The 22157-nt window shown below is 64.9% G+C and carries 19 protein-coding genes; 15 read left to right on the forward strand and 4 right to left on the reverse strand.

Annotated elements, in window-relative coordinates; all coding sequences use genetic code 11:
• The first annotated feature begins 8 nt into the window (after positions 1 to 8).
• Together mftD (ASH04_RS18575) and mftD (ASH04_RS18580) are read left to right on the forward strand one after the other, a co-directional pair.
• Entirely contained in the window at positions 9 to 1187 is a 1179-nt protein-coding gene (gene mftD / locus ASH04_RS18575) for a pre-mycofactocin synthase MftD (RefSeq protein ID WP_057474299.1), read from the forward strand.
• Complete coding sequence (mftD, locus tag ASH04_RS18580; protein ID WP_057474222.1) at positions 1184 to 2407, forward strand: pre-mycofactocin synthase MftD; 1224 nt, start codon at positions 1184 to 1186, stop codon at positions 2405 to 2407. Before mftD (ASH04_RS18575) ends, mftD (ASH04_RS18580) begins: the two co-directional genes overlap by 4 nt.
• A gap of 29 nt (positions 2408 to 2436) precedes the next feature.
• On the opposite strand, the gene ASH04_RS18585 is transcribed toward mftD (ASH04_RS18580), so the two are convergent.
• The 3 genes from ASH04_RS18585 to ASH04_RS18595 form a co-directional block, all read right to left on the reverse strand.
• Entirely contained in the window at positions 2437 to 3168 is a 732-nt protein-coding gene (locus ASH04_RS18585; protein WP_032408036.1) for an aspartate/glutamate racemase family protein, read from the reverse strand.
• A gap of 10 nt (positions 3169 to 3178) precedes the next feature.
• The gene (locus ASH04_RS18590) at positions 3179 to 4732 is read right to left on the reverse strand and encodes an NCS1 family nucleobase:cation symporter-1 (RefSeq protein WP_057474223.1); all 1554 of its coding nucleotides are present in this window, start codon (positions 4730 to 4732) and stop codon (positions 3179 to 3181) included.
• A 94-nt stretch (positions 4733 to 4826) separates the two neighbouring features.
• Positions 4827 to 5552: a GntR family transcriptional regulator gene (locus ASH04_RS18595; RefSeq protein WP_032393442.1), complete on the reverse strand. Its 726-nt coding sequence runs from the start codon at positions 5550 to 5552 to the stop codon at positions 4827 to 4829.
• A 70-nt stretch (positions 5553 to 5622) separates the two neighbouring features.
• Between ASH04_RS18595 and mftE the strand changes: the two genes are divergently transcribed.
• The 13 genes from mftE to ASH04_RS18660 all read left to right on the forward strand — a co-directional run bounded on the left by mftE (position 5623) and on the right by ASH04_RS18660 (position 21722).
• A complete protein-coding gene (gene mftE, locus ASH04_RS18600; RefSeq protein WP_048319836.1) occupies positions 5623 to 6309 on the forward strand; it encodes a mycofactocin biosynthesis peptidyl-dipeptidase MftE in 687 nt (228 codons plus the stop codon).
• Between the two features lie 126 nt (positions 6310 to 6435).
• Positions 6436 to 7833 (forward strand): mycofactocin biosynthesis glycosyltransferase MftF, encoded by a 1398-nt coding sequence (gene mftF / locus ASH04_RS18605; RefSeq protein WP_027496281.1) that lies wholly within the window; start codon positions 6436 to 6438, stop codon positions 7831 to 7833.
• A gap of 3 nt (positions 7834 to 7836) precedes the next feature.
• A complete protein-coding gene (gene mftG / locus ASH04_RS18610; protein ID WP_235580044.1) occupies positions 7837 to 9384 on the forward strand; it encodes a mycofactocin dehydrogenase MftG in 1548 nt (515 codons plus the stop codon).
• 57 nt (positions 9385 to 9441) lie between these two features.
• Positions 9442 to 9579 (forward strand): hypothetical protein, encoded by a 138-nt coding sequence (locus ASH04_RS26995; protein WP_167326762.1) that lies wholly within the window; start codon positions 9442 to 9444, stop codon positions 9577 to 9579.
• A gap of 109 nt (positions 9580 to 9688) precedes the next feature.
• Positions 9689 to 10984 carry a transcriptional regulator gene (locus tag ASH04_RS18620; protein WP_027496283.1) on the forward strand — a complete coding sequence of 432 codons (1296 nt, stop codon included), beginning with the start codon at positions 9689 to 9691 and terminating at the stop codon, positions 10982 to 10984.
• A 121-nt stretch (positions 10985 to 11105) separates the two neighbouring features.
• Positions 11106 to 12629, forward strand: coding sequence for an acetaldehyde dehydrogenase ExaC (gene exaC / locus ASH04_RS18625; RefSeq protein WP_027496284.1), 1524 nt, complete (start codon positions 11106 to 11108; stop codon positions 12627 to 12629).
• Positions 12629 to 13168 (forward strand): DUF779 domain-containing protein, encoded by a 540-nt coding sequence (locus ASH04_RS18630; RefSeq protein ID WP_057474224.1) that lies wholly within the window; start codon positions 12629 to 12631, stop codon positions 13166 to 13168. The genes exaC and ASH04_RS18630 overlap by 1 nt, the downstream gene beginning before the upstream one ends.
• 117 nt (positions 13169 to 13285) lie before the next feature.
• Positions 13286 to 14269: a cation diffusion facilitator family transporter gene (locus ASH04_RS18635; RefSeq protein WP_057474225.1), complete on the forward strand. Its 984-nt coding sequence runs from the start codon at positions 13286 to 13288 to the stop codon at positions 14267 to 14269.
• 121 nt (positions 14270 to 14390) lie between these two features.
• Complete coding sequence (gene eat, locus ASH04_RS18640; protein WP_057474226.1) at positions 14391 to 15845, forward strand: ethanolamine permease; 1455 nt, start codon at positions 14391 to 14393, stop codon at positions 15843 to 15845.
• Positions 15842 to 17254: an ethanolamine ammonia-lyase subunit EutB gene (locus ASH04_RS18645; RefSeq protein ID WP_057474227.1), complete on the forward strand. Its 1413-nt coding sequence runs from the start codon at positions 15842 to 15844 to the stop codon at positions 17252 to 17254. The genes eat and ASH04_RS18645 overlap by 4 nt, the downstream gene beginning before the upstream one ends.
• Entirely contained in the window at positions 17251 to 18057 is an 807-nt protein-coding gene (gene eutC, locus ASH04_RS18650) for an ethanolamine ammonia-lyase subunit EutC (protein ID WP_057474228.1), read from the forward strand. Before ASH04_RS18645 ends, eutC begins: the two co-directional genes overlap by 4 nt.
• A 52-nt stretch (positions 18058 to 18109) precedes the next feature.
• Positions 18110 to 19726 (forward strand): AMP-binding protein, encoded by a 1617-nt coding sequence (locus ASH04_RS18655; RefSeq protein ID WP_179274178.1) that lies wholly within the window; start codon positions 18110 to 18112, stop codon positions 19724 to 19726.
• A 31-nt stretch (positions 19727 to 19757) separates the two neighbouring features.
• Positions 19758 to 21722 (forward strand): acetoacetate--CoA ligase, encoded by a 1965-nt coding sequence (locus ASH04_RS18660; protein WP_032393358.1) that lies wholly within the window; start codon positions 19758 to 19760, stop codon positions 21720 to 21722.
• Here ASH04_RS18660 and ASH04_RS18665 read toward each other — a convergent pair.
• Positions 21698 to 22132, reverse strand: a complete 435-nt coding sequence (locus ASH04_RS18665) for an acyl-CoA thioesterase (RefSeq protein ID WP_027496292.1) — start codon at positions 22130 to 22132, stop codon at positions 21698 to 21700. The genes ASH04_RS18660 and ASH04_RS18665 overlap by 25 nt on opposite strands.
• Positions 22133 to 22157 lie beyond the last annotated feature (25 nt).

Below are 22157 nucleotides of genomic sequence, written 5' to 3' on the forward strand. Positions count from 1 at the left end.
GCGTAGTGATGGCGAAGAGTGCGTGGTTCGAGACCGTTGCCGAGGCGCAGCGGCGGGCGAAGAAGCGTCTACCGAAGTCGGTGTATGCCGCGTTGGTGGCCGGCTCCGAACGCGGCATCACCATCGATGACAACATGTCGGCGTTCGGTGAGCTCGGGTTCGCTCCGCATGTGGCGGGGTTGTCGGACAAGCGGGATCTGTCGACGACGGTGATGGGACAACCGCTCTCGTTCCCGGTGATGATTTCTCCGACAGGTGTGCAGGCGGTGCATCCGGACGGTGAGGTTGCGGTGGCGAGAGCTGCTGCAGCACGCGGTATTCCGATCGGGTTGTCCTCGTTCGCGAGCAAGTCCGTCGAGGAGGTCGCGGCGGCGAATCCGCAGACCTTCTTCCAGATGTACTGGGTCGGCTCACGCGAGATCTTGTTGCAGCGGATGGAGCGGGCCCGCGCAGCCGGGGCTGTCGGGTTGATCATGACGCTGGATTGGTCGTTCTCCAACGGCCGTGACTGGGGTAGCCCGTCGATTCCGGAGAAGATGGACCTCAAGGCGATGGTCCAGTTCGCGCCGGAGGGCGTCATGCGTCCGAAGTGGTTGTGGGAGTTCGCGAAGACCGGCAAGATCCCGGATCTGACGACACCGAACCTGACCCCACCGACCGGTGGTCCCGCGCCGACGTTCTTCGGTGCGTATGGGGAGTGGATGGGGACTCCGTTGCCGACGTGGGAGGACGTGGCGTGGCTGCGTGAGCAGTGGGGTGGGCCGTTCATGCTCAAGGGTGTGATGCGGGTCGATGATGCGAAGCGGGCCGTCGATGCCGGCTGTACAGCGATTTCGGTGTCCAATCACGGTGGCAACAACCTCGATGGCACCCCGGCTCCGATTCGGGCGTTGCCGGCGATCGCGGAGGCGGTCGGTGATCAGGTCGAGATCACCCTCGATGGCGGTATCAGGCGGGGTAGTGATGTGGTGAAGGCGTTGGCGTTGGGCGCTCGGGCGGTGCTGATCGGGCGGGCGTACCTGTGGGGTCTGTCGGCGAACGGTCAAGCGGGAGTGGAGAACGTGCTCGACATCCTGCGTGGCGGAGTCGATTCGGCGGTCCTCGGGCTCGGGCACACTTCGGTGCATGATCTGTCACCGTCGGATGTGGTGATGCCCGCCGGGTTCGATCGGAAGCTGGGTGTGTGACCGACTGGTTCGAGACTGTCGCCGAAGCGCAACGGCGAGCGCGTAAGCGACTTCCGGCATCGGTGTATTCGGCACTGATGGCGGGGTCCGAACGTGGTCTGACGGCGGGCGACAACACCGCTGCCTTCGCCGAGCTCGGGTTCGCCCCGCACGTGGCCGACCTGTCGGACAAACGTGATTTGTCGACGACGCTGATGGGGCAACCGCTGTCGTTTCCGGTGATGATCTCCCCGACGGGTGTGCAGGCTGTGCACCCCGACGGTGAGGTGGCTGTGGCGAGGGCGGCAGCATCGCGGGGTGTGTCGATGGGGTTGTCGTTGTTCGCGAGCAAGCCGATCGAGGACGTCGTGGCGGCGAACCCGCAGACGTTCTTCCAGGTGCATTGGGTGGGTTCGCGGGAGTTGTTGGCGCACATGCTCGATCGTGCCCGCGCTGCGGGTGCGGTCGGGTTGATCGTGACGATGGATTGGTCGTTCTCGGAGGGCCGCGATTGGGGGAGTCCGGTGATACCGGAACGCCTCGACGTGCGGGCGATGCTGCGGCTGGCACCCGAAGCGTTGGCCCGTCCACGGTGGCTCGCCCGGTGGGCGCGGACGGGGACGCTCCCGGATTTGACGGCACCGAATCTCGCCGCGCCCGGTGGGGCCGCGCCGACGTTCTTCGCCGCGTACCGGGAGTGGATGTCCACCCCGCTGCCGTCATGGGAGGACATCGCGTGGCTACGTCAGCAGTGGGACGGTCCGTTCATGCTCAAAGGAATCTCGCGGGTCGATGACGCATTGCGGGCGGTCGATGCCGGTGTCACGGCGATCTCGGTGTCCAATCACGGGGGCAACAATCTCGACGGGGCTCCGGCGTCGATCCGGATGCTGCCGGCTATCGCCCGGGCGGTGGGCAATCAGGTGGAGGTCACCCTCGACGGCGGGATTCGGCGGGGAAGTGACGTCGCGAAAGCGTTGGCCCTGGGTGCTCGGGCGGTGCTGATCGGGCGGGCGTATCTGTGGGGTCTGGCCGCGAACGGTCAGGCCGGCGTGGAGAACGTGCTCGACATCCTGCGCGGTGGCTTGGATTCGGCGGTGCTCGGCCTCGGACACTCGTCGATACACACCCTCGGACCGTCCGACGTCGTTGCACCGCATGACTTCACCCGAGCGAATCAGCTCCCCGGTTTGGAATATCCGACGCCGATCGGAGTCCGGGATACGGAACCGAGGAGCTGATTCGATCGACATCCCAGCGCAGCTGACGCTCAGGCCCTGCTGAATCCGTCGAGCATGCCGGTGTACAGCTTGGGCGGCGGAGTCGCGAACTCTCCACGCTTGCCGGTCCCGAGTCCTAGGGTGACGAGGGATTGAACGAACAACGTTCCCGCTGCGACCCCGTCGACGACGGGCACTCCGATTTCGGACGAGATGTGTCGGCAGAGATCGGCCATACCCGCGCAGCCGAGGACCACGGCATCGCTACCGTCCGTCTCTACCGCGATGCGGCAGGCCTCGGTGACGATCTTGCGGGCGTCGGGGTCGGTTTCGAGATCGAGGACGGGCAGGTCGCACGCATGGATGCCGAGGCACTGCCGTCCGAAGCCGTAATGGTCGGCCAAATCCTGTGCCCGTCCGATCGTGCGCGCGAGCGTGGTGACGACGCTGAAACCGCGGCCGAGAAAACTCGCGGCATGCATGGCCGCTTCCGCGATCCCGATGACGGGCCCCGATGCGAGTTCGCGGGCGGCGTCGATGCCGGGGTCGCCGAAACAGGCGATGACGTAGCCGTCCACCCCGGCGGCCTCGCCGCGGGCGATCTCGGCGAGAATGCCTGGGACGCTAAGGGCTTCGTCGACGTGGCTTTCGATCGACACCGGTCCCATGGATGGGCTGACCGCATCGACGACTGTGCCCGGGCCGACTACGGCCCGGGCACAGTCACCGATCGTTGCGGTCATCGAACTCGTGGTGTTCGGATTGATGACCTTGATGAGCACGTGCGAGATCCTATGCTTTCACTGGAGTGTCGAAGTTGGTGACGGCCAGCTTGGTCCGCGTTGCGAGGTAGAAGTACATCGCGAATCCGATGCCGCACCCGATGAACCAGCTGTACTTGGACGCCGTCGACATTCCGGCGATCTGCATGCCGTCGATCGCTCCGTTGAACAGCACGGTGAACATGGCCACCAGCGCGCCGACGATGGTGGAGTACACCGCAGCCGGGTTGTATCCCTTGGAGTACCAGTACAGACCCGTCGTCGACATCGAGAACAGCTCGTCGACGACGACCTTCTGCTTGCGGACGAGGTAGTAGTCGGCGATCAGAATGCCGAACAGTGGTCCGATGAATGCGCCCAGAGTTTCGAGGGTCAGGTGGATGACGTCGGGGTTGTTGTACAGGTTCCACGGGGTGATCAGCACCGAGCCGATGGCGGCGATCATTCCGCCTGCGCGCCAGCTGATGCGCTGCGGGCTGACGTTGGAGAAGTCGAACGCGGGGGAGATGAAGTTCGCGACGATGTTGATACCGATGGTGGCGATCGTGAACGTCAGTGCACCGAGAACGATGGCGAACGTGCTGTCGATTCGAGCGACGGTCTCGACCGGGTCGGTGATCAGCTCACCGAATACCGGAAGCGTCAACGACGCTGTGACGACCACCAGGATCGAGAAGACCAGGAAGTTGACCGGGAGGCCGAGGAAGTTGCCCTTCTTCACCGCGGCGTAGGACTTGCCGTAGCGGGAGAAGTCGCCGAAGTTGAGCATGGGGCCGGAGAAGTACGAGACCACGAGGGCGATGGCTCCGAGCATCACCGGAATCGAGCTCAGGCCCGTGTGCTCGACCTCGCCGAGGTTGAGATCGATTGCGCCCCAGCCTGCTTTCCAGATCAGGTAGCCACACAGCATGAACATCACGACGTAGACGGCGGGCCCGCAGAAGTCGATGAATTTGCGGATCGATTCCATGCCGCGCCAGAAGACTGCTGCCTGGACGACCCAGAGGAACAGGAAGCTGGCCCAACCGAGCAGGGACAGACCGGCGAAGCCGTAGTCGGCGGTGACGGCGTACGGGGCCAGTGACGGGAACAGCTTGATCAACACGATGTCGAGGGCTGCCGATGCCAGGAACGTCTGGATGCCGTACCAGGCCACGGCGATCAGTCCGCGGATGATGGCGGGGATGTTGGCACCGAGGACGCCGAACACGCTGCGACAGATGACCGGGTAGGGCACCCCGGAGACCTGGCTCGGCTTGGCGACGAGGTTGCAGAAGAAGTACACGATGGTGATGCCGACGAGCAGCGAGATCAGCACCTGCCAGCTCGCCAACCCGAGTGCGAAGAGGCTGCCGGCCGTGACGTAGCCACCCACCGAGTGCACGTCGGACATCCAGAAAGCGAACAGGTTGTAGGAGGTCCAGCTCTGCTTCTTCAGCGGAGCGAGGTCTTCATTGGTCAGCCGTGGGTCGTAGCTGTCCTTGATCAGGCCTCCACCGACGGGGTGGCCCGCGGCTTCCACGAGATCTCCCGTTTGGGCGGGACCGTGCGCTGTATCTGTCATCGATGCTCCTGACGGCCGGGCAATGAATGGAACGAGTGAATGGGGAAAAGCTAGCGGCGAAGTATTGCGCCCTCGTGACGTGAGCGATATATCTTCAGCCCGTCGTTTCCGTGGGTGGATCGGCAAACAATCCGTGATCGTTCGACAATGTCGAAATGACCGAATTGAGACGCGTGTGATGGTGCTGGGCAGCGCGCAACAGTGCGTCGGAGTCGCGATCGAGGAAGGCGGCGATCATGTCGGCGTGGTCGTCGTGCAGTGACGCCCGATCGGATCCGGCGACATGCACCATCGGTTGCACGGGTTCTGTGATATTCCAGGCGGATTCGAGCATGTGCAGGAGTCGGTGCATCCGCGACGGCCGGGTCAGCGACAGGTGGAATTCGCGAGAGAGGCGGTGGTATTCGCGTGAGTCGTCCTCGGTCAACGAGGCCTCGAGCTGCCGGTTGATCTCGATCAGGTGCGCGCGATCGGCATCGGTGGCCTGTTCTACCGCGATGGGGAGTGCGGCAGTTTCGAGAACCTCACGCACGATGTACATTTCGCGCAGTTCAGCCGCTGTCAGCTGCGCCACTCGGTAGCCGAGATTGGGTCGATGGTCGACCAATCCCTCGCCGATCAGAGTCTTCAGGGATTCGCGTACCGGAATGCGGCTCACGCCGAACAATTCCGCGACCTCGTCTATCGGAATGGGTGTATTCGGAGGAGCGTCACCGGCAAGGATGACGCGTCGGAGCTCGTCCAGAATTGTCGGCTGCGGGCCACCCGGTGCCGATATGGACAATTGCGAGAGCAATATCGACCGACGGCGGGGTGGCACGAATCGAAGATTATCGGCCGTGTGTTTCGTCCGCGTGACGGCTCGGTTCCGTCCGATAGCATCTGCACCCATGGCCACTGACACGCTCGGTACCCAGTACTGGCCGGACATCGTCGGACCGAAGCTCCTCGTGGTTCCGGTCGGTTCGCTCGAGCAACATGGGCCGCACCTACCTCTCGATACCGATACCCGCATCGCCGACGCCGTCGCGCGAACGGTTCCGAACGCTCTCGTGGCACCCGCGGTGGCGTACGGCTCCAGCGGCGAGCACGAGGGTTTCGGCGGCACCGTGTCCATCGGGTCCGCCGCGCTCGAGGCGCTGTTGGTGGAGTACGGACGCTCCGCGTGTCGGTGGGCAGAGAGGGTCGTCTTCGTCAACGGCCACGGCGGCAACGGTCCTACCCTGCGCTCGGCGGTGACGCTGTTGCGCTACGAGGGGCGCGACGTCGTATGGTTCCCGTGCTCGGTGCCGGGAGCGGACGCGCATGCCGGACGCACCGAAACATCGCTGCTGCTGCATCTTTCGGCCGATGTGGTCGACATGACGAAAGCGGCACCGGGAAACACCACCGAGATCGCGGCTCTACTGCCCGAGCTGCGCGCCGGTGGCCTGGCCCCCGTCACGGCCAACGGTGTGCTCGGCGATCCCCTCGGGGCCACCGCCGAGGAGGGACGGCTCATTTTCGAGCAACTGCGGGAACGCGTGCTGGGTGCGGTGCAGAGATGGAGTCCGTCCCCGCACGGCGTCATCGTGTGAGCGATCGCGGTACAGAACCGGCGGAAAGCCTGTTCGAGGCCTCGAACAGAAACGGGGAGCAGGTATGTTCCGACCGATTTACCGGGTGGCCGACACACCGACCGTTTGTCCGCTTACGATGCCCTGATGGGTGAAGGTCGGTTGCCTGACGGCTTCGGGGTGCGAGTGGATCCACGCGTACGCACATTCTCCGAGGGACGCGTTCTGATCGGTGGTTCACCGATGCGGATGCTCACGTTGGCACCGACGGCCGCGGCAATGATCGGTGACGGTTTCATCGAGGTGACCGACTCGCAGTCCGCCCTCGTGGCGCGCAAACTGCTCGACTCGGGGGTGGGCAACCCGCGGCCCATGTCCATCCCGTCGCCCAGTGATGTCACCGTCGTGGTGCCGCTGAAGAACAACGAGGCCGGGCTCGCGCGGCTGATCACGGCGATGCACGGCATGCACGTGATCATCGTCGACGACGGATCCGACGTCCCGGTGGCGGTTCCTGCCGTGTCGTGGAGCGTGGGTAGCGTGACGGTGCTGCGGCACGAGACCTCACGCGGGCCGGCGGCCGCACGTAATACTGGACTGCGTTGCGCTACAACGGATTTCGTTGCTTTTCTGGACTCGGACGTGGTGCCGCGCAAGGGCTGGCTCGAGGTGATGCTCGGGCACTTCTCGGATCCGGCGGTGGGCCTGGTGGCACCCCGGATCGTCGCGCTGGAGCCCGAGGGCAGCGCACTGGCCCGCTACGAGCACGCCCGCTCCTCGCTCGACCTCGGACGGAAGGAAGCGGCGGTGCGCGCAGGGAGCGCGGTGTCGTACGTACCCAGTGCCGCCATGTTGCTTCGCCGGTCTGCTGCGGTGGAATGCCACGGGTTCGACGAGTCGATGCACGTGGCCGAGGACGTCGATCTGTGCTGGCGTCTGCAGGAGGCGGGCTGGCGACTGCGCTACGAGCCCGTGGCCCACGTGGCGCACGAGCACCGCGTCGCTTTCGTCGAATGGTTCGCCCGCAAACTGTTCTACGGCACCGGTGCCACGCCGTTGTCCGCGCGTCATCCGGGCATGGTGCCACCGATCGCGATGTCGCCGTGGACGTTGGTGACGTGTCTGCTCGCGGCCAGCCTGACGCGTATCGGATTGCTCGGCGCTCTCGCCAGTTTCGGGGTCACGGTCGTTCGGCTGCGCAAGATGTTCGTCGGTCTCGATCAGCCCACCCGCATCGCGGCCGTTCTCGCTGCCGAGGGTTTCGTGGCGGGGTTGTGGCAACTTGCCTCGGCGCTGTGTCGACATTATTGGCCGATCACGTTGCTCGCGGTGTTGTTGTCGAGCCGTATCCGGAAGATCGCGCTCGGTATGGCTGTGGCAGAAGCGTGTTCGGATTGGTACAAGCATCGTGAACTGGGCGGGCTCGATCCGGTTCGATACATCTTCTTCAAACGCGCCGACGACATCGCGTACGGAACCGGGCTGTGGAGCGGCGCGCTGTCGGCTCGTTCCATCGAGGCGTTGAAGCCCCGCCTGGACGGCTGACCCGTGCGCCTGGAAGGCCGGGCCGACGACGAGGGAAGTCCACTCGACGCCGACGTCATCGTCGTCGGAGGCGGGTCGTGCGGTTGCGTCGTCGCCGCGCGACTGAGCGAGAATCCCGACCGCTCAGTTTTGCTGCTCGAAGCCGGGCCGGCATCTGCGGGGGTCGACGACATTCCGCGCAGCCTGGGCGACTCGACGACGCTCCCCATCGGTCCGGACAGCCGGTGGGTGGGCCGCTACACCGCCGAACTCACCTGCGACGTCACGCGCACGGTGACCCGAGGTCGAGTGCTCGGCGGATCGGGCGCCGTCAACGGTGGCTACTTCGTTCGGGCGATCCCCGCCGACTTCGATGCGTGGCCACAATCGAACTGGTCGTTCGATCAGGTGCTGCCGTTCTTTCGCCGTTCCGAGAGCGATCACGACCTCGATCCCGCCGGCGGACCTAGCATCGCGCGTCGCTGGCACGGAACGGACGGGCCGATGCCGATCACCCGACCGCCCGCGCGGGCCTGGCATCGGCTGACCGCCGCGTTCGTGGACTCGGCGACGAGCGCCGGGATCGGCTACCACGAGGACCTGAATGCTCCCGATGCGGGGGCGGGCGGTGTCGGTGCTGTTCCCTCGAACGTTCTGGGCGGGACACGGGTGAGCGCGGCCAAGGCATACCTCCTGCCGAATGCCGACCGGACCAACCTTCGTATCCAGGGTGATACGACAGTGGTGTCGTTGAAGTTCAACGGCAGCAAAGTGATCGGAGTGGAGATCACCGTCGGCGGAGTTCGCAGAATCGTCCGAGCCGATACCGTGATCGTGTCGGCGGGGTCCGTGCACACGCCCGCGCTGCTGATGCGATCGGGCATCGGTGATCCCGAAAATCTTGTCCCGCTGGGTATCTCGATGGTGGTCGACAGTCCGGGCGTGGGTCGCGGATTCTCCGACCACCCCGAGGTCGCCGTTCCCCTCGTTCCGAAACATTCCGCCGAACATTCCCCGGACGATCGGTTGTCGTCTCCGCTCGAGGCGGTGCTGCACGCGGGCGACGTGGAAATCCGGCCGTACACGAGGCGGTTCGACGAATTGATACCCGGTCTGGACGTGGGGCCGCACTCGTTCGGCGTGGGTCTGATGCGGTCGACCGCGCGAGGACGCATCGCGTTGCGCACGGCGGACGCGTTCACTCCTCCCACGGTGAACTACCACTACCTCGAATCGGAACGGGACCGTCGGGCGATGCGAGACGGGGTCGAACTCGCCGTCGACCTGCTCCGATCCCCGGCCATGGCGTCGGTCGTGGGAGTTCCCACCATCGCCGATCCGCTCGCGCCACTCGGTACGTCGCTGCACCTGTCCGGAAGCGCTCGAATGGGGCCAGAATCGGATCCGGGGTCGGTTCTGGACGACCATTGTCGGGTGCGTGGGGTCGACGGCGTGTACGTCATCGACACCTCGGCGTTCCCGGTAGTGCCCAGCAGAGGGCCCCACGCAACGGCCGTCATGTTCGCCGAGCGGGCCGCGGCGCTGATCGATCGGCACGATCGCGGCGCGTAAGGCGTAGCGTTCGTGGTCTGGGGACCGTTCAGGTTCCCCAACAGATGGGTTTCTGCCATGTCGGACAAATCGCCCCGCAACACGATGACCAAGAAATCCGGCAAATCACTCAAGGACAAGCGCGCCGACAAGCGAGCGAAGTCGAGTGGAGACACCAGCAACGACATCATCACCTCCGCCGTCAAGAAGAAGTAGCCGGTCGTCGTCGACGGGACCGGCCCCGGTCGCACCCGTCGACAGCGGCTGTATCCTTGCCTGTGAGCTGGGTTACAACGATGTGGACAGGTCACGGAGGAAGCGTCGAATGGCAAGCCGATCGGACAGTGGCGGCAACCCCTGGGTCGCAGTGCGCCCCGGTGAGGATGTCACTGTGCTGGCGCGCCAAATGTCCAGTGCCCATCAATCTTTCGTCGACGACATCCGTACACACGGCTCGGCGGTGCGGTCCGTCGTACTCGACTCGTGGATGCGAAGTAGAACCAAGGGTGTCGACCCGGACGGCGGTAGTCAGGCACCGGCCCTGAGTGGGCCGGACCTCGACCGCTACCGCAACGGGCATCCGATGGCACTCATCCGCCCGGTGATTCGCAAACTGCTCGTCGAGGACGCCTCCGACACCGGTCTGCTCGTCGCAATCTCGGACGCGGAGGGCCGCCTGTTGTGGGTCGAGGGCGATTCCTCGGCCAAGGACCGCGCGCTGACGATGGATTTCGCCGAAGGTGTCGACTGGAGCGAGGAGAGCAAGGGGACCAACGCGCCGGGAACGGCACTCGCCGTCGATCACAGCGTGCAGATCTTCGCGTCCGAGCACTTCTCGCGATCGGTCCACGAATGGAGTTGCTCGGCAGCACCGGTGCATCACCCCACCAGCGGCCACATCCTCGGAGCCATCGACATCACCGGCGGGCCGCGGGTGGCCGTACCCGAGGTGCTCTCGCTGGTGCGGGCCACCGTCGCAGCCGCCGAGTCCGAATTACGCCTGCACCTGTTGAACTCACCGAAATCGTTGGGCGATACCGCTCCTCGTCTCGAGGTCCTCGGATCCGGCCGGCCCGGAGTGGTACGCGGCTCGGGTCGAACGCCTCTCTCACAGCGGCACGCCGAGATTCTCCTGTTGCTCGGCGATCATCCGGAGGGGCTCAGTTCGGACCATCTCGCCGTCCTGCTCGACGAGCAGGAACTCGATTCGGTGACCATCCGCGCAGAGATGTCGCGGCTGCGTAAGTCTTTCGGTACCGCAGGCCTCGCATCCCGGCCGTACCGATTGGTCGGCGAGTTGTCCTCCGATGTCGGCGACATCCGACGTGCCCTGGACCGCGGCGACGTCGAGGCGGCTCTGCGGATCTACACCGGACCGGTGTTGCCCGGCTCGTCCGCACCCGGCATCGAGGAGATTCGCGAAGAATTGCGGTCTCGTATGCAGGCTGCACTGTTGCGGCTGGGGGATCCGGTGTTGCTCGCCCAGTGGACCTCCTCCATTCACGGTCGATCCGACGTGATCGCATGGGAGGCCTATCGCGCCACGCTGAGCCGCGATTCCGCACTCTACGGCCAGGTCAGCGCACGTATCGACCTGCTCGACCGCGATCTCGGAGTCTGACGCACCCGTCGCGGCGGTGCCGTCGGAGTGACGGCAACGTAGTTGCAACGTTGCACCCCCTAGTGTCCTGAATCACACACCGCATCAGCAGTGCAGCACGTGTCGATCAGGAGGATTTTCAATGTCCGTCTATGCCCGTCCAGGTACCGCCGATTCCGTCATGTCGTTCCAGTCGCGCTACGACAACTGGATCGGCGGCGAATGGGTGCCACCGGTCAAGGGCCAGTACTTCGAGAACCCGACTCCGGTCACCGGTGAGAACTTCTGCGAGGTCGCCCGTTCCACGTCCGAGGACATCGAACTCGCCCTCGATGCCGCGCACGCCGCCGCTCCCGCCTGGGGCAAGACGTCCGCGGCCGAACGCGCCGTGATCCTCAACAAGATCGCCGACCGCATCGCCGAGAACCTCGAGTCGATCGCTCTGGCCGAGTCCTGGGACAACGGCAAGCCGATCCGCGAGACCCTCAACGCCGACATCCCCCTCGCCGTGGATCACTTCCGGTACTTCGCCGGCTGCATCCGTGCGCAGGAAGGCTCACTGTCCGAGATCGACAGCGACACCGTCGCTTACCACTTCCACGAGCCGCTGGGCGTCGTCGGACAGATCATTCCGTGGAACTTCCCCATTCTCATGGCCGTCTGGAAGCTCGCGCCCGCGCTCGCTGCCGGTAACGCCGTCGTGCTCAAGCCCGCCGAGCAGACTCCCGCCTCGATCCTGCACCTGATCTCGATCATCGGCGACCTCCTGCCCCCGGGCGTGATCAACATCGTCAACGGATTCGGTGTGGAGGCAGGCAAGCCGCTGGCGTCGAGCCCGCGCATCGCCAAGATCGCCTTTACCGGCGAGACCACCACCGGCCGCCTGATCATGCAGTACGCGTCGCAGAACCTGATCCCGGTCACGCTCGAACTCGGTGGCAAGAGCCCCAACGTCTTCTTCTCCGACGTGCTCCAGGCCAACGACGACTACCAGGACAAGGCCCTCGAAGGCTTCACGATGTTCGCCCTCAACCAGGGTGAGGTGTGCACCTGCCCGTCGCGTTCGTTGATCCAGGCTGACATCTTCGACGAGTTCCTCGCACTGGCCGCGATCCGCACGAAGGCTGTGCGGCAGGGCGATCCGCTCGACACCGAGACCATGATCGGTGCCCAGGCGTCCAACGATCAGCTAGAGAAGATCCTCTCGTACATCGAGATCGGTAAGGGCGAGGGCGCACAGGTCGTCACCGGCGGTGAACGCGCACAGCTCGGCGGCGACCTCAACGGTGGTTACTACGTGCAGCCGACGATCTTCACGGGCAAGAACGACATGCGCATCTTCCAGGAAGAGATCTTCGGACCGGTCGTGTCGGTGACGTCGTTCAAGGACTACGACGACGCCATCGACATCGCCAACGACACCCTCTACGGACTGGGCGCAGGCGTCTGGTCCCGCGACGGCGGCGTTGCCTACCGGGCGGGCCGCGACATCAAGGCCGGCCGAGTGTGGACCAACACGTACCACCAGTACCCCGCGCACGCCGCGTTCGGCGGCTACAAGCAGTCGGGTATCGGTCGCGAGAACCACAAGATGATGCTCGATCACTACCAGCAGACCAAGAACCTGCTCGTGAGCTACGCCCAGAAGGCGCAGGGCTTCTTCTGATGGAGAACGCTCGGCCGCCCGCGCGGCTGAAGACAACCGCCGAGGCGATGGAGCTTCTCCGTCGCCTCGGCGGTATCCACGGCGAACTGATGATGCATCAGTCCGGCGGATGCTGTGACGGCTCGTCGCCGATGTGTTATCCCGCAGGCGAATTCATCGTCGGCGATCGCGACGTTCTGCTCGGGTACATCGACCTCAGACTCAGGGTGGGCGAGATAGCCCAGGACCTCCCCGAGGGTGTCGACGGCGTGCCGGTGTGGATCTCGGGTTCGCAGTTCCAGGCGTGGAAACACACCCAACTCGTACTCGACGTGGTGCCGGGCCGCGGCGGCGGATTCTCGCTCGAATCGCCCGAAGGCGTGCGGTTCCTGAGCCGTGGGCGCGCCTACACCGCGGAAGAGAACGAACTTCTCGCCGCGCACCCACCGCTCGTCGGCGTCGACTGGGAAGAGGGCCGACGACCGCCGGTACCCGACGACCCACTCGTGGTCGCCGAGGCCGTGGACGCTTGTCCCGTGCCGGGAATGCTCCAGGGCTGAGTGCGGCTGCGCCGCGGTGGCGCGGCTCCGCTTCCGGGTCGCTCCGCATGCTCCGCTCCCGTGTACCCCAGGCGGCACATAACCGCACCACTGCGCGCAGCGCATACAGTGCGAACGATGAAGAGCTCATCGAAAACCGGCGCGGCCGACGGCGGCGACAGCCTGCGCACCGTGATGATCGCGTTCGTTGCCAACCTCGGTGTAGCCATTGCCAAGACGTTCGCGGCGGTGTTCACCGGGTCTGCGTCGATGGTCGCCGAGGCCGCTCACTCCTGGGCCGATACCGGTAACGAGATCTTCCTGCTCGTCGCCAATCGCCGCGGGGCGCGCGGGCCCGACGATCGGCGGCCGCTCGGGTACGGCCGGGAGACGTACTTCTGGTCGACGCTCGCGGCCATCGGTTTGTTCGTCGCCGGTGCGGCGGTATCGGTATGGCATGGCATCACCTCGTTGCTTGCGGGCGAGTCGAGCAGTGAGAACTACCTCGTCGCCTACGTCGTGCTCGCCATCGCCTTTCTGCTCGAGGGCGTGTCCTTCCTGCAGTCGGTACGGCAAATACGCGGCGAGGCAGCGCAATACGACAAGGACTTTCTCGATTACGCGTTGGAGACCTCGGATCCGACGCTGCGAGCAGTGTTCGCCGAGGACAGCGCGGCTCTGATCGGCATCGTGATCGCCGGTGCGGGAATCGGTTTGCACCAGCTCACCGGTTCGGCGGCGTTCGACGCCATCGGCTCGATTCTGGTGGGCGTTCTACTCGGGATCGTGGCGTTCGTGCTGATCGATCGAAACCGCCGATTCCTTACCGGGGAGCCAGGATCGAGAGCATTATGGAACGCGGTAGTGCAGCGAATCGAGCTACTCCCCGAGGTGGCGTCGGTCCGGTTCGTTCGCATCGAGTTCGTCGGTCCCAAACAGATCTACGTGGTGGCGAGTGTCGATCTCGTCGGTGACTTCGCAGAGTCACGCATCGCGCACACGCTCCGGCGGCTGGAGCGTGAGCTGGAAACCAACAGAGCTGTGGTGGACGCAGTACTGACAGTCGCAGAACCGGACGAGGGAGATATCGGTGACGTGAATGCGGTTGCACAGCAGCCGTAATTCGCCCGTCATTCACCGATGACACCCCGCTTACATCACGGACCTATCGTGAACCGGTTCGCGCGCCCCACACACCCGAATGGGCGTCCCCTCGCGAGGGACCTGGTACGAGAGGCTTGCAATGTCCGTGAAAGATCCCCAGTCGCCTCACCCGAAGTCCGGCTCCTACGAGGGCACACAGTCGCACGTCGAGGGCGGTGACTACCTGGCCAAGAGAACCCTGAAGAAGGGGACCGCCGGGTGGGTACTTCTCGCGGGCCTCGGTGTCAGCTACGTCATCTCCGGTGACTACTCGGGCTGGAACCTCGGTCTCGCCGAAGGCGGCTTCGGTGGTCTGCTCATCGCGGCGATCATCATCGCGGGCATGTACCTGGCCATGGTCCTCGGAATGGCCGAGATGTCCTCGGCACTGCCCGCTGCGGGCGGCGGCTACACCTTCGCCCGCCGTGCTCTCGGACCGTGGGGCGGGTTCGCCACCGGCACAGCCATTCTCATCGAGTACGCCATCGCTCCCGCCGCCATCGCCACGTTCATCGGCGCGTACGTGGAATCGCTCGGACTGTTCGGGATCACCGACGGGTGGTGGGTGTACCTGGTGGTCTATGCCGTGTTCATCGGAATTCACCTCTCCGGCGCAGGCGAAGCCCTCAAGATCATGTTCGTCATCACCGCGATCGCCTTGGTCGGACTCATCGTGTTCGCCATCGCTGCCCTCGGACAATTCGATGCGAGCAACCTGACCGACATCGCGCCGACCGACGCAGCCGGAGCCTCGGGATTCCTGCCGTTCGGCTACCTCGGCATCTGGGCGGCTGTGCCGTTCGCCATCTGGTTCTTCCTCGCCATCGAGGGCGTGCCGCTGGCCGCCGAGGAGGCCAAGGATCCGACCAAGAACGTCCCGCGCGGCATCATCGCCGCCATGGGCGTACTGCTCGTCACCGGTGCCGTCGTGCTGTTCCTGGTGACCGGAGCCGGCGGGGCCGACGCCGTCAAGGAATCGGGAAACCCGTTGGTGGAGGCGCTCGGTGACGGAACTGCGAGCAAGATCGTCAACTACATCGGCCTGGCCGGACTGGTCGCGTCCTTCTTCTCGATCATGTACGCGTACTCGCGTCAGCTCTTCGCGCTGTCCCGTGCCGGCTACCTGCCGAAGACGCTGTCCATCACCAACTCTCGTAAGGCCCCTACGCTCGCGCTGATCGTGCCCGGCGTCATCGGATTCCTGCTCTCGCTGACCGGTCAGGGCGGAATGTTGCTGAACATGGCCGTGTTCGGTGCGGCACTGAGCTACGTTCTGATGATGGTCAGCCACATCGTGCTTCGCCGCAACGAGCCGAACATGGAACGGCCGTACCGAACCCCCGGGGGCGTTGTGACCACCGGATTCGCGTTGATCATCGCGGCACTCGCCGTCGTCGCCACCTTCGTCGTCGATTCCACTGCGGCACTGTGGTGTCTGGCAGTGTTCGTCGCGTTCATGGCCTACTTCGGCATCTACAGCAGACATCATCTGGTCGCCAACTCGCCCGACGAGGAGTTCGCCGCACTGGCCGAGGCCGAGGCCGAACTGGAATGACGATCTACACCCAGCAGGTATCCGGGACCACCTACACGTTCGACGGTCTGGTCGACCTGATGGCCAAAGCGACACCGCTGCGATCGGGTGACGAATTGGCCGGCTGCGCGGCCGAATCCGATGCCGAACGGGCTGCCGCGCAGTGGGCGTTGTCCGAGGTCTCCCTCGATGTCTTCCTGCACGATCTGCTCGTTCCGTACGAAACCGACGAGGTCACCAGGCTCATCATCGATTCGCACGACCGCATCGCGTTCGGGGCCATCTCACACCTGACCGTGGGAGGTCTTCGGGATTGGCTGCTGCAGGTGACAGCGGGGCCCGATGCGGCCCAGACACTGCGATCGGTCGCGGCCGGATTGACACCCGAGATGGTCGCGGCGGTCAGCAAGATCATGCGGAACCAGGATCTGATCGCGGTGTCTCGGGCCGCGCAGGTGACGTCGGCGTTCCGGACGACGATCGGCCTACCCGGGACTCTCACCACGCGTCTGCAACCCAACCACCCGACCGACGACCCGCGTGGCATCGCCGCGGCCACACTCGACGGGCTGCTCCTCGGGTCGGGTGACGCGGTCATCGGAATCAATCCCGCGACCGACTCACCTCAGGCCACCGCCGATCTGCTGCATCTGCTCGACGAGATTCGGCAGCGTTTCGAGATCCCGACACAGTCGTGCGTCCTCTCTCATGTGACGACGACGATGGAACTGATCGACAAAAAAGTTCCGGTCGATCTGGTGTTCCAGTCCATCGCGGGGACCGAGGGTGCCAATTCGAGCTTCGGAGTGAACATTTCGTTGCTGCGTGAGGCCAACGAGGCAGGCAGATCGTTGCACCGCGGAACCGTCGGGAACAACGTCATGTATCTCGAGACGGGTCAGGGTTCGGCGCTGTCGGCGGGAGCGCACATCGGCACCGGCGACCGGCCCGTCGATCAGCAGACACTCGAGACGCGTGCGTACGCGGTGGCCCGTGATCTCGAGCCGCTGCTGATCAACACCGTAGTCGGATTCATCGGGCCCGAGTACCTGTACGACGGCAAGCAGATCATCAGGGCAGGCCTCGAAGATCACTTCTGCGGCAAGCTCCTCGGACTGCCGATGGGAGTGGACGTCTGCTACACCAATCACGCCGAGGCCGATCAGGACGACATGGACACGTTGCTGACGTTGCTCGGTGCGGCCGGGGTCGCATTCGTCATCGCTGTACCGGGAGCCGATGACGTCATGCTCGGCTACCAGTCCCTGAGCTTCCACGATGTGCTCTACGTGCGACAGGTCCTCGGTCTGCGGCCCGCACCGGAATTCGAGTCGTGGCTCTCGCGGCTGGGGATGGCGGACGCCGACGGCCGGGTCCTCGACGTCGATGCCGCGGGATCGCCGCTGCGGGCCTTGATGAGTGCGCGATGAGCACGCCTGCGGAACGACCGGATTTGGGAGTGGAGCCTGCGGAACGACCCGAGGCAGAGTTCTGGGGTGAGTTGCGGGCGAGTACCCAAGCTCGGATCGGTCTGGGGCGTATCGGCGATTCGTTGCCGACGACGCGGGTGCTCGAGTTTCGCTCGGCGCACGCCGCGGCCCGGGATGCGGTGCACATGCCACTCGAGGTCGACGAGTTCGTGCGTCGGGTGGAGCAGGTGGGGCTCGGTACACCGTCGGTGGTGACGTCGTTGGCGACGAGCCGGGCCGAGTATCTGCGTCGTCCGGACCTGGGTCGTCAGCCGAAGGATTTGTCGGCGATTGCACATTCGGAGGACGAGATAGGCATCGTGCTGAGCGACGGATTGTCTCCCCGGGCCCTGGCGGATCACGGCGTCGCCATGGTGGAAGCGCTGAAAACCGAACTCGCCGAGCGGTATTCGATTGCGGCACCGGTCATTGCGACCGAGGCCCGAGTGGCGCTCGGTGATCACATCGCGGCGTCGATGGGCGTGCGGACGGTACTGGTTCTCATCGGGGAGCGACCCGGCCTGTCCGTCGCGGACAGTCTCGGCATCTACTTGACGCATCTCCCCAAGCCCGGCCGCACCGACGCCGATCGCAACTGCATCTCCAACATCCACCCGCCCGAGGGGCAGGGGTACGCGCAGTCGGCCCGCATCGTGGCAGGTCTGCTGGCCGGAGCCAGGAAGCTCGGACGGTCCGGCGTCGCGCTCAAGGACACGTCGCGCGCCGAGGTGCTCGAGGCTGCGGACGTCATCACACTGGAGTAGGACCCCCATTCGGGGGTGGCCGGCCGTGACCGGCGTCACTACCGTGAGGCTCATGGACAGTTACGCCCGCGGCGATTCGGACACAGCGATACTCGACGACACGATCGGCCGAAACCTGCATCGCACCGTCGAGCGGCACGCCGAACGCGATGCCCTCGTCGATGTCGCGTCGGGCAGGCGGTGGACCTACTCGGAGTTCGCGGCGGACGTCGAGTTGTTGGCGGCGGGGCTTCTCGTGGCCGGAGTACAAGTAGGCGATCGAGTAGGGATCTGGGCACCGAACTGCCCCGAATGGACGCTGGCGCAATATGCGACGGCGGAGATCGGGGCAATTCTGGTCAACATCAATCCGGCGTACCGCTCGCACGAGCTGCAGTTCGTGCTGAGACAGGCGGGTGTCTCGGTGCTGTTGTCGGCCACCGAGTTCAAAGGGTCCGACTACACGGCCATGATCGACGACGTGCGACCGGAAGTGACAACTCTGCGCGAGGTCCTCTTCATCGGAAGCATTCAGTGGGAAGCGATGACCGATCGAGGGCACCGAGCGTTGGCGAAGACTCCGCGGATGGTCGCCGACGTGTCGAGCACACTCCGCCCGGACGACGCGATCAACATCCAATACACATCGGGTACAACGGGTTTCCCGAAAGGTGCGACGCTCAGTCACCGCAACATACTGAACAACGGCTTCTTCGTCGGCGAGCTCTGCCATTACACCGAGAACGACAGGGTCTGCATTCCGGTGCCGTTCTACCATTGCTTCGGCATGGTGATGGGCAATCTCGCGTGCACGTCGCACGGAGCAACGATGGTCATCCCCGGTCCGGCGTTCGACCCGGTGGCGACCTTGACGGCCGTGGCCGATGAGAAGTGCACCTCGCTCTACGGCGTACCGACCATGTTCATCGCCGAGTTGGCACTGGAGAACATCGGCGAATTCGATCTGAGCAGCCTCCGTACCGGAATCATGGCCGGATCACCCTGTCCCACCGAGGTGATGAAGCAGGTCATCGAACGCATGGGAATGGCAGAGGTGTCCATCTGCTACGGCATGACCGAGACGTCGCCGGTATCGCTGCAGACTCGCAGCGACGACTCGATCGAGCAGCGAGTGTCCACTGTCGGTCGTGTGGGTCCGCATCTCGAAGTGAAGATCGTCGACCCCGTTCTCGGTGAGACACTGCCGCGAGGCGAGGCGGGTGAACTGTGCACCCGTGGCTACTCGGTGATGATCGGTTACTGGGAGCAGCCCGACAAGACCGCGGAGGCCATCGATAGCGACGGGTGGATGCACACCGGCGACATCGGAGTCATGGACGGTGACGGCTACGTCGCGATCACCGGGCGCATCAAGGACATGGTGATTCGCGGCGGCGAGAACATCTATCCCCGCGAGGTCGAGGAATTTCTCTACACCCACCCCGACATCCTCGACGCTCAGGTCATCGGTGTTCCCGACGAGAAGTACGGCGAGGAGTTGATGGCGTGGATACAGCTCAGAGACGGTGCCGCACCACTGGATTCGGACGCGGTGCGGCAGTTCTGCAACGGTCGCCTCGCGCATTACAAGATTCCGCGCTACGTGCACGTCGTCGACGAGTTCCCGATGACCGTCACCGGCAAGGTGCGCAAGGTCGAGATGCGTGAACGCTCGCTCGGATTGATCTGAACCCAGCCGTTGGGCTGACATACTGACGTCCATGACCAGTGCGCTGTGGACGCCCACCGATACCGATGTCGAGCACGCTCGGGTCACCGAGTTCACCCGGTTCGTCGAGGAGCGCCACGAGGTGTCGCTGCCCGACTACGCAGCGTTGTGGCGGTGGTCGATCGACGACATCGAATCGTTCTGGACAGCGGTGTGGGACTACTTCGACATTCGCTCCACCACCGAACCGGAGTCGGTGCTCGAGGGCCACGGTATGCCGGGGGCGCAGTGGTTCCCGGGTGCCGAGCTGAATTACGTCGATCAGGTCGTCCGGCACGCTCGAGGAGATCGAGCCGCCATCGTTCATGCCTCCGAGGACGGTTCGACGCGGACCGTCACGTGGTCCGAGATGATCGCCCAGGCCGGTGCGTTGGCGGGCACCCTGTCCGACGCGGGCGTCCGGCGAGGCGACCGCGTCGTCGGGTACCTGCCGAACGTGCCCGAGGCGATCATCGCCTTCCTGGCGACAGCAAGTCTCGGCGCGGTATGGGCTGCGTGTGGGCAGGATTACTCGGCGGCGGCAGCGCTCGACAGACTGGGGCAGCTCGATCCCGCGGCGTTGATCACCGCGTCCGGGTACGTCTACGGAGGGGCCTTCCGCGACAAAGGTGCGGACGTCGACACCCTCGCACAAGGACTGCCGACGGTTCGCACCGTGGTGACCATCGGCGACGCTGCCGGGACTGTGGGAACCGCGGCGACGTCGCTGAGCTGGGCGGACGCGACCGCGACACCGCGCGAGCTCGCTCCGGTCGCAGTGCCGTTCGATCACCCGTTGTGGGTCGTGTTCTCGTCGGGGACGACGGGACGACCCAAGGGGATCGTGCACGGCCATGGTGGCGTGCTGCTCGAGCATCTCAAATCCGTTGCACTGCACTCGGATCTAGGACCCGACGATGTGTTCTTCTGGTACACGAGCCCGAGCTGGATGATGTGGAATTTCCAGGTGGCCGGTCTGCTCGTCGGTGCCACGATCGTGTCCACCGACGGAAATCCAGCGTTCCCGAGAACGGATGCGCTGTGGGGCATTGCGGCCGCGCAGGGTGTGACGTACCTCGGTACCAGCCCCGGGTACGTCCTCGCGTGCATCAAGGCGGACGCACACCCCGGTGCCGATCACGATCTCTCGAGCCTGCGCGCCATCGGGATCACCGGGTCTGCGATGCCCGCGACGTCGTCGATCTGGTTGTCGGAGAACGTCGGAGCCCACGTACCGGTGTTCTCGATCTCCGGTGGTACCGATGTGGTGTCGGCGTTCGCCGGGGGAGTGCGGACCGTGCCGGTCTGGGCGGGCGAGTTGTCGGTTCCGTTCCTGGGCGTTGCGCTCGACGCCTACGACGAGGCAGGCAACTCGGTGCACGGCGCAGTGGGCGAACTGGTCGTCACCGAACCGATGCCGTCCATGCCGGTGCGGTTCTGGAACGATCCCGACGGAACCCGTTATCGGGACGCGTATTTCGATACCTATCCGGGCATCTGGCGGCACGGCGACTGGATCACCGTGACCGAACGCGGCAGCGTCGTCGTGCACGGTCGTTCCGATGCGACGCTGAACCGCAACGGGATTCGAATGGGAAGCGCAGACATCTATCAGGCCGTCGAATCTCTCGACGAGGTCACCGAGGCCCTGGTGCTCGGCATGGAACAGCCCGACGGGGGATACTGGATGCCGCTGTTCGTGGTGGTCCCGGATGGGCTCACCGCGGAGCTACGCGAGCGCATCGTTGCCGTCATCAGGACTCAGGCGTCCCCGCGGCACGTTCCCGACGACATCGTCGCAGCGCCCGCGATCCCGCACACGCGGACCGGTAAGAAGCTCGAAGTGCCGCTCAAGAAAATGTTCCAAGGTGCTGCCGCGACAACTGCTCTCGACACCAGTGCCGTCGACGATCCGGAGGCGGTGCGCTGGTTCGCAGATCGCGCGGCGGAGTATCAGCGAGTCCAGCGTGCGAGGTAGGCCTTCTCCTCGGGCGCTATCCGGCGCAGAGTCTCCGCCCCGACGTCGACCATCGCCATGCGAGTGGTCGCCACCACCGCAGGCGGCGAATCCGGGGCCGCGCCCGCTGCCCGTACCTCGTAGCCGATGGTGAAATCGACCGCACGTACCTTCTCGAACCAGAGTGTGACGTCGAGCGGACCGTCCGAGTGCCGAAGCGGCTTCTTGTACGCGATGGTGACGTTCGCGATCAACGCACTCTTGATCAGGCTTTCGTTGGCCTCGCCCTCGCTGAGCAGCCATTCGATGCGCGCCTCTTCGAGCAGGGTGACCATCCGCGCGTGATTGATGTGCGCGAATGCGTCCATGTCCGACCACCGCACCGTGACGGTCGCGTGATATCCGACGGGGTCGGTCCGATCTGTCTGCATCGCCACAGGCTCTGTCTTCATTGCT

Origin of the sequence: Rhodococcus sp. Leaf233, assembly GCF_001426165.1 — a bacterium.
GTDB lineage: Bacteria > Actinomycetota > Actinomycetes > Mycobacteriales > Mycobacteriaceae > Rhodococcoides > Rhodococcoides fascians.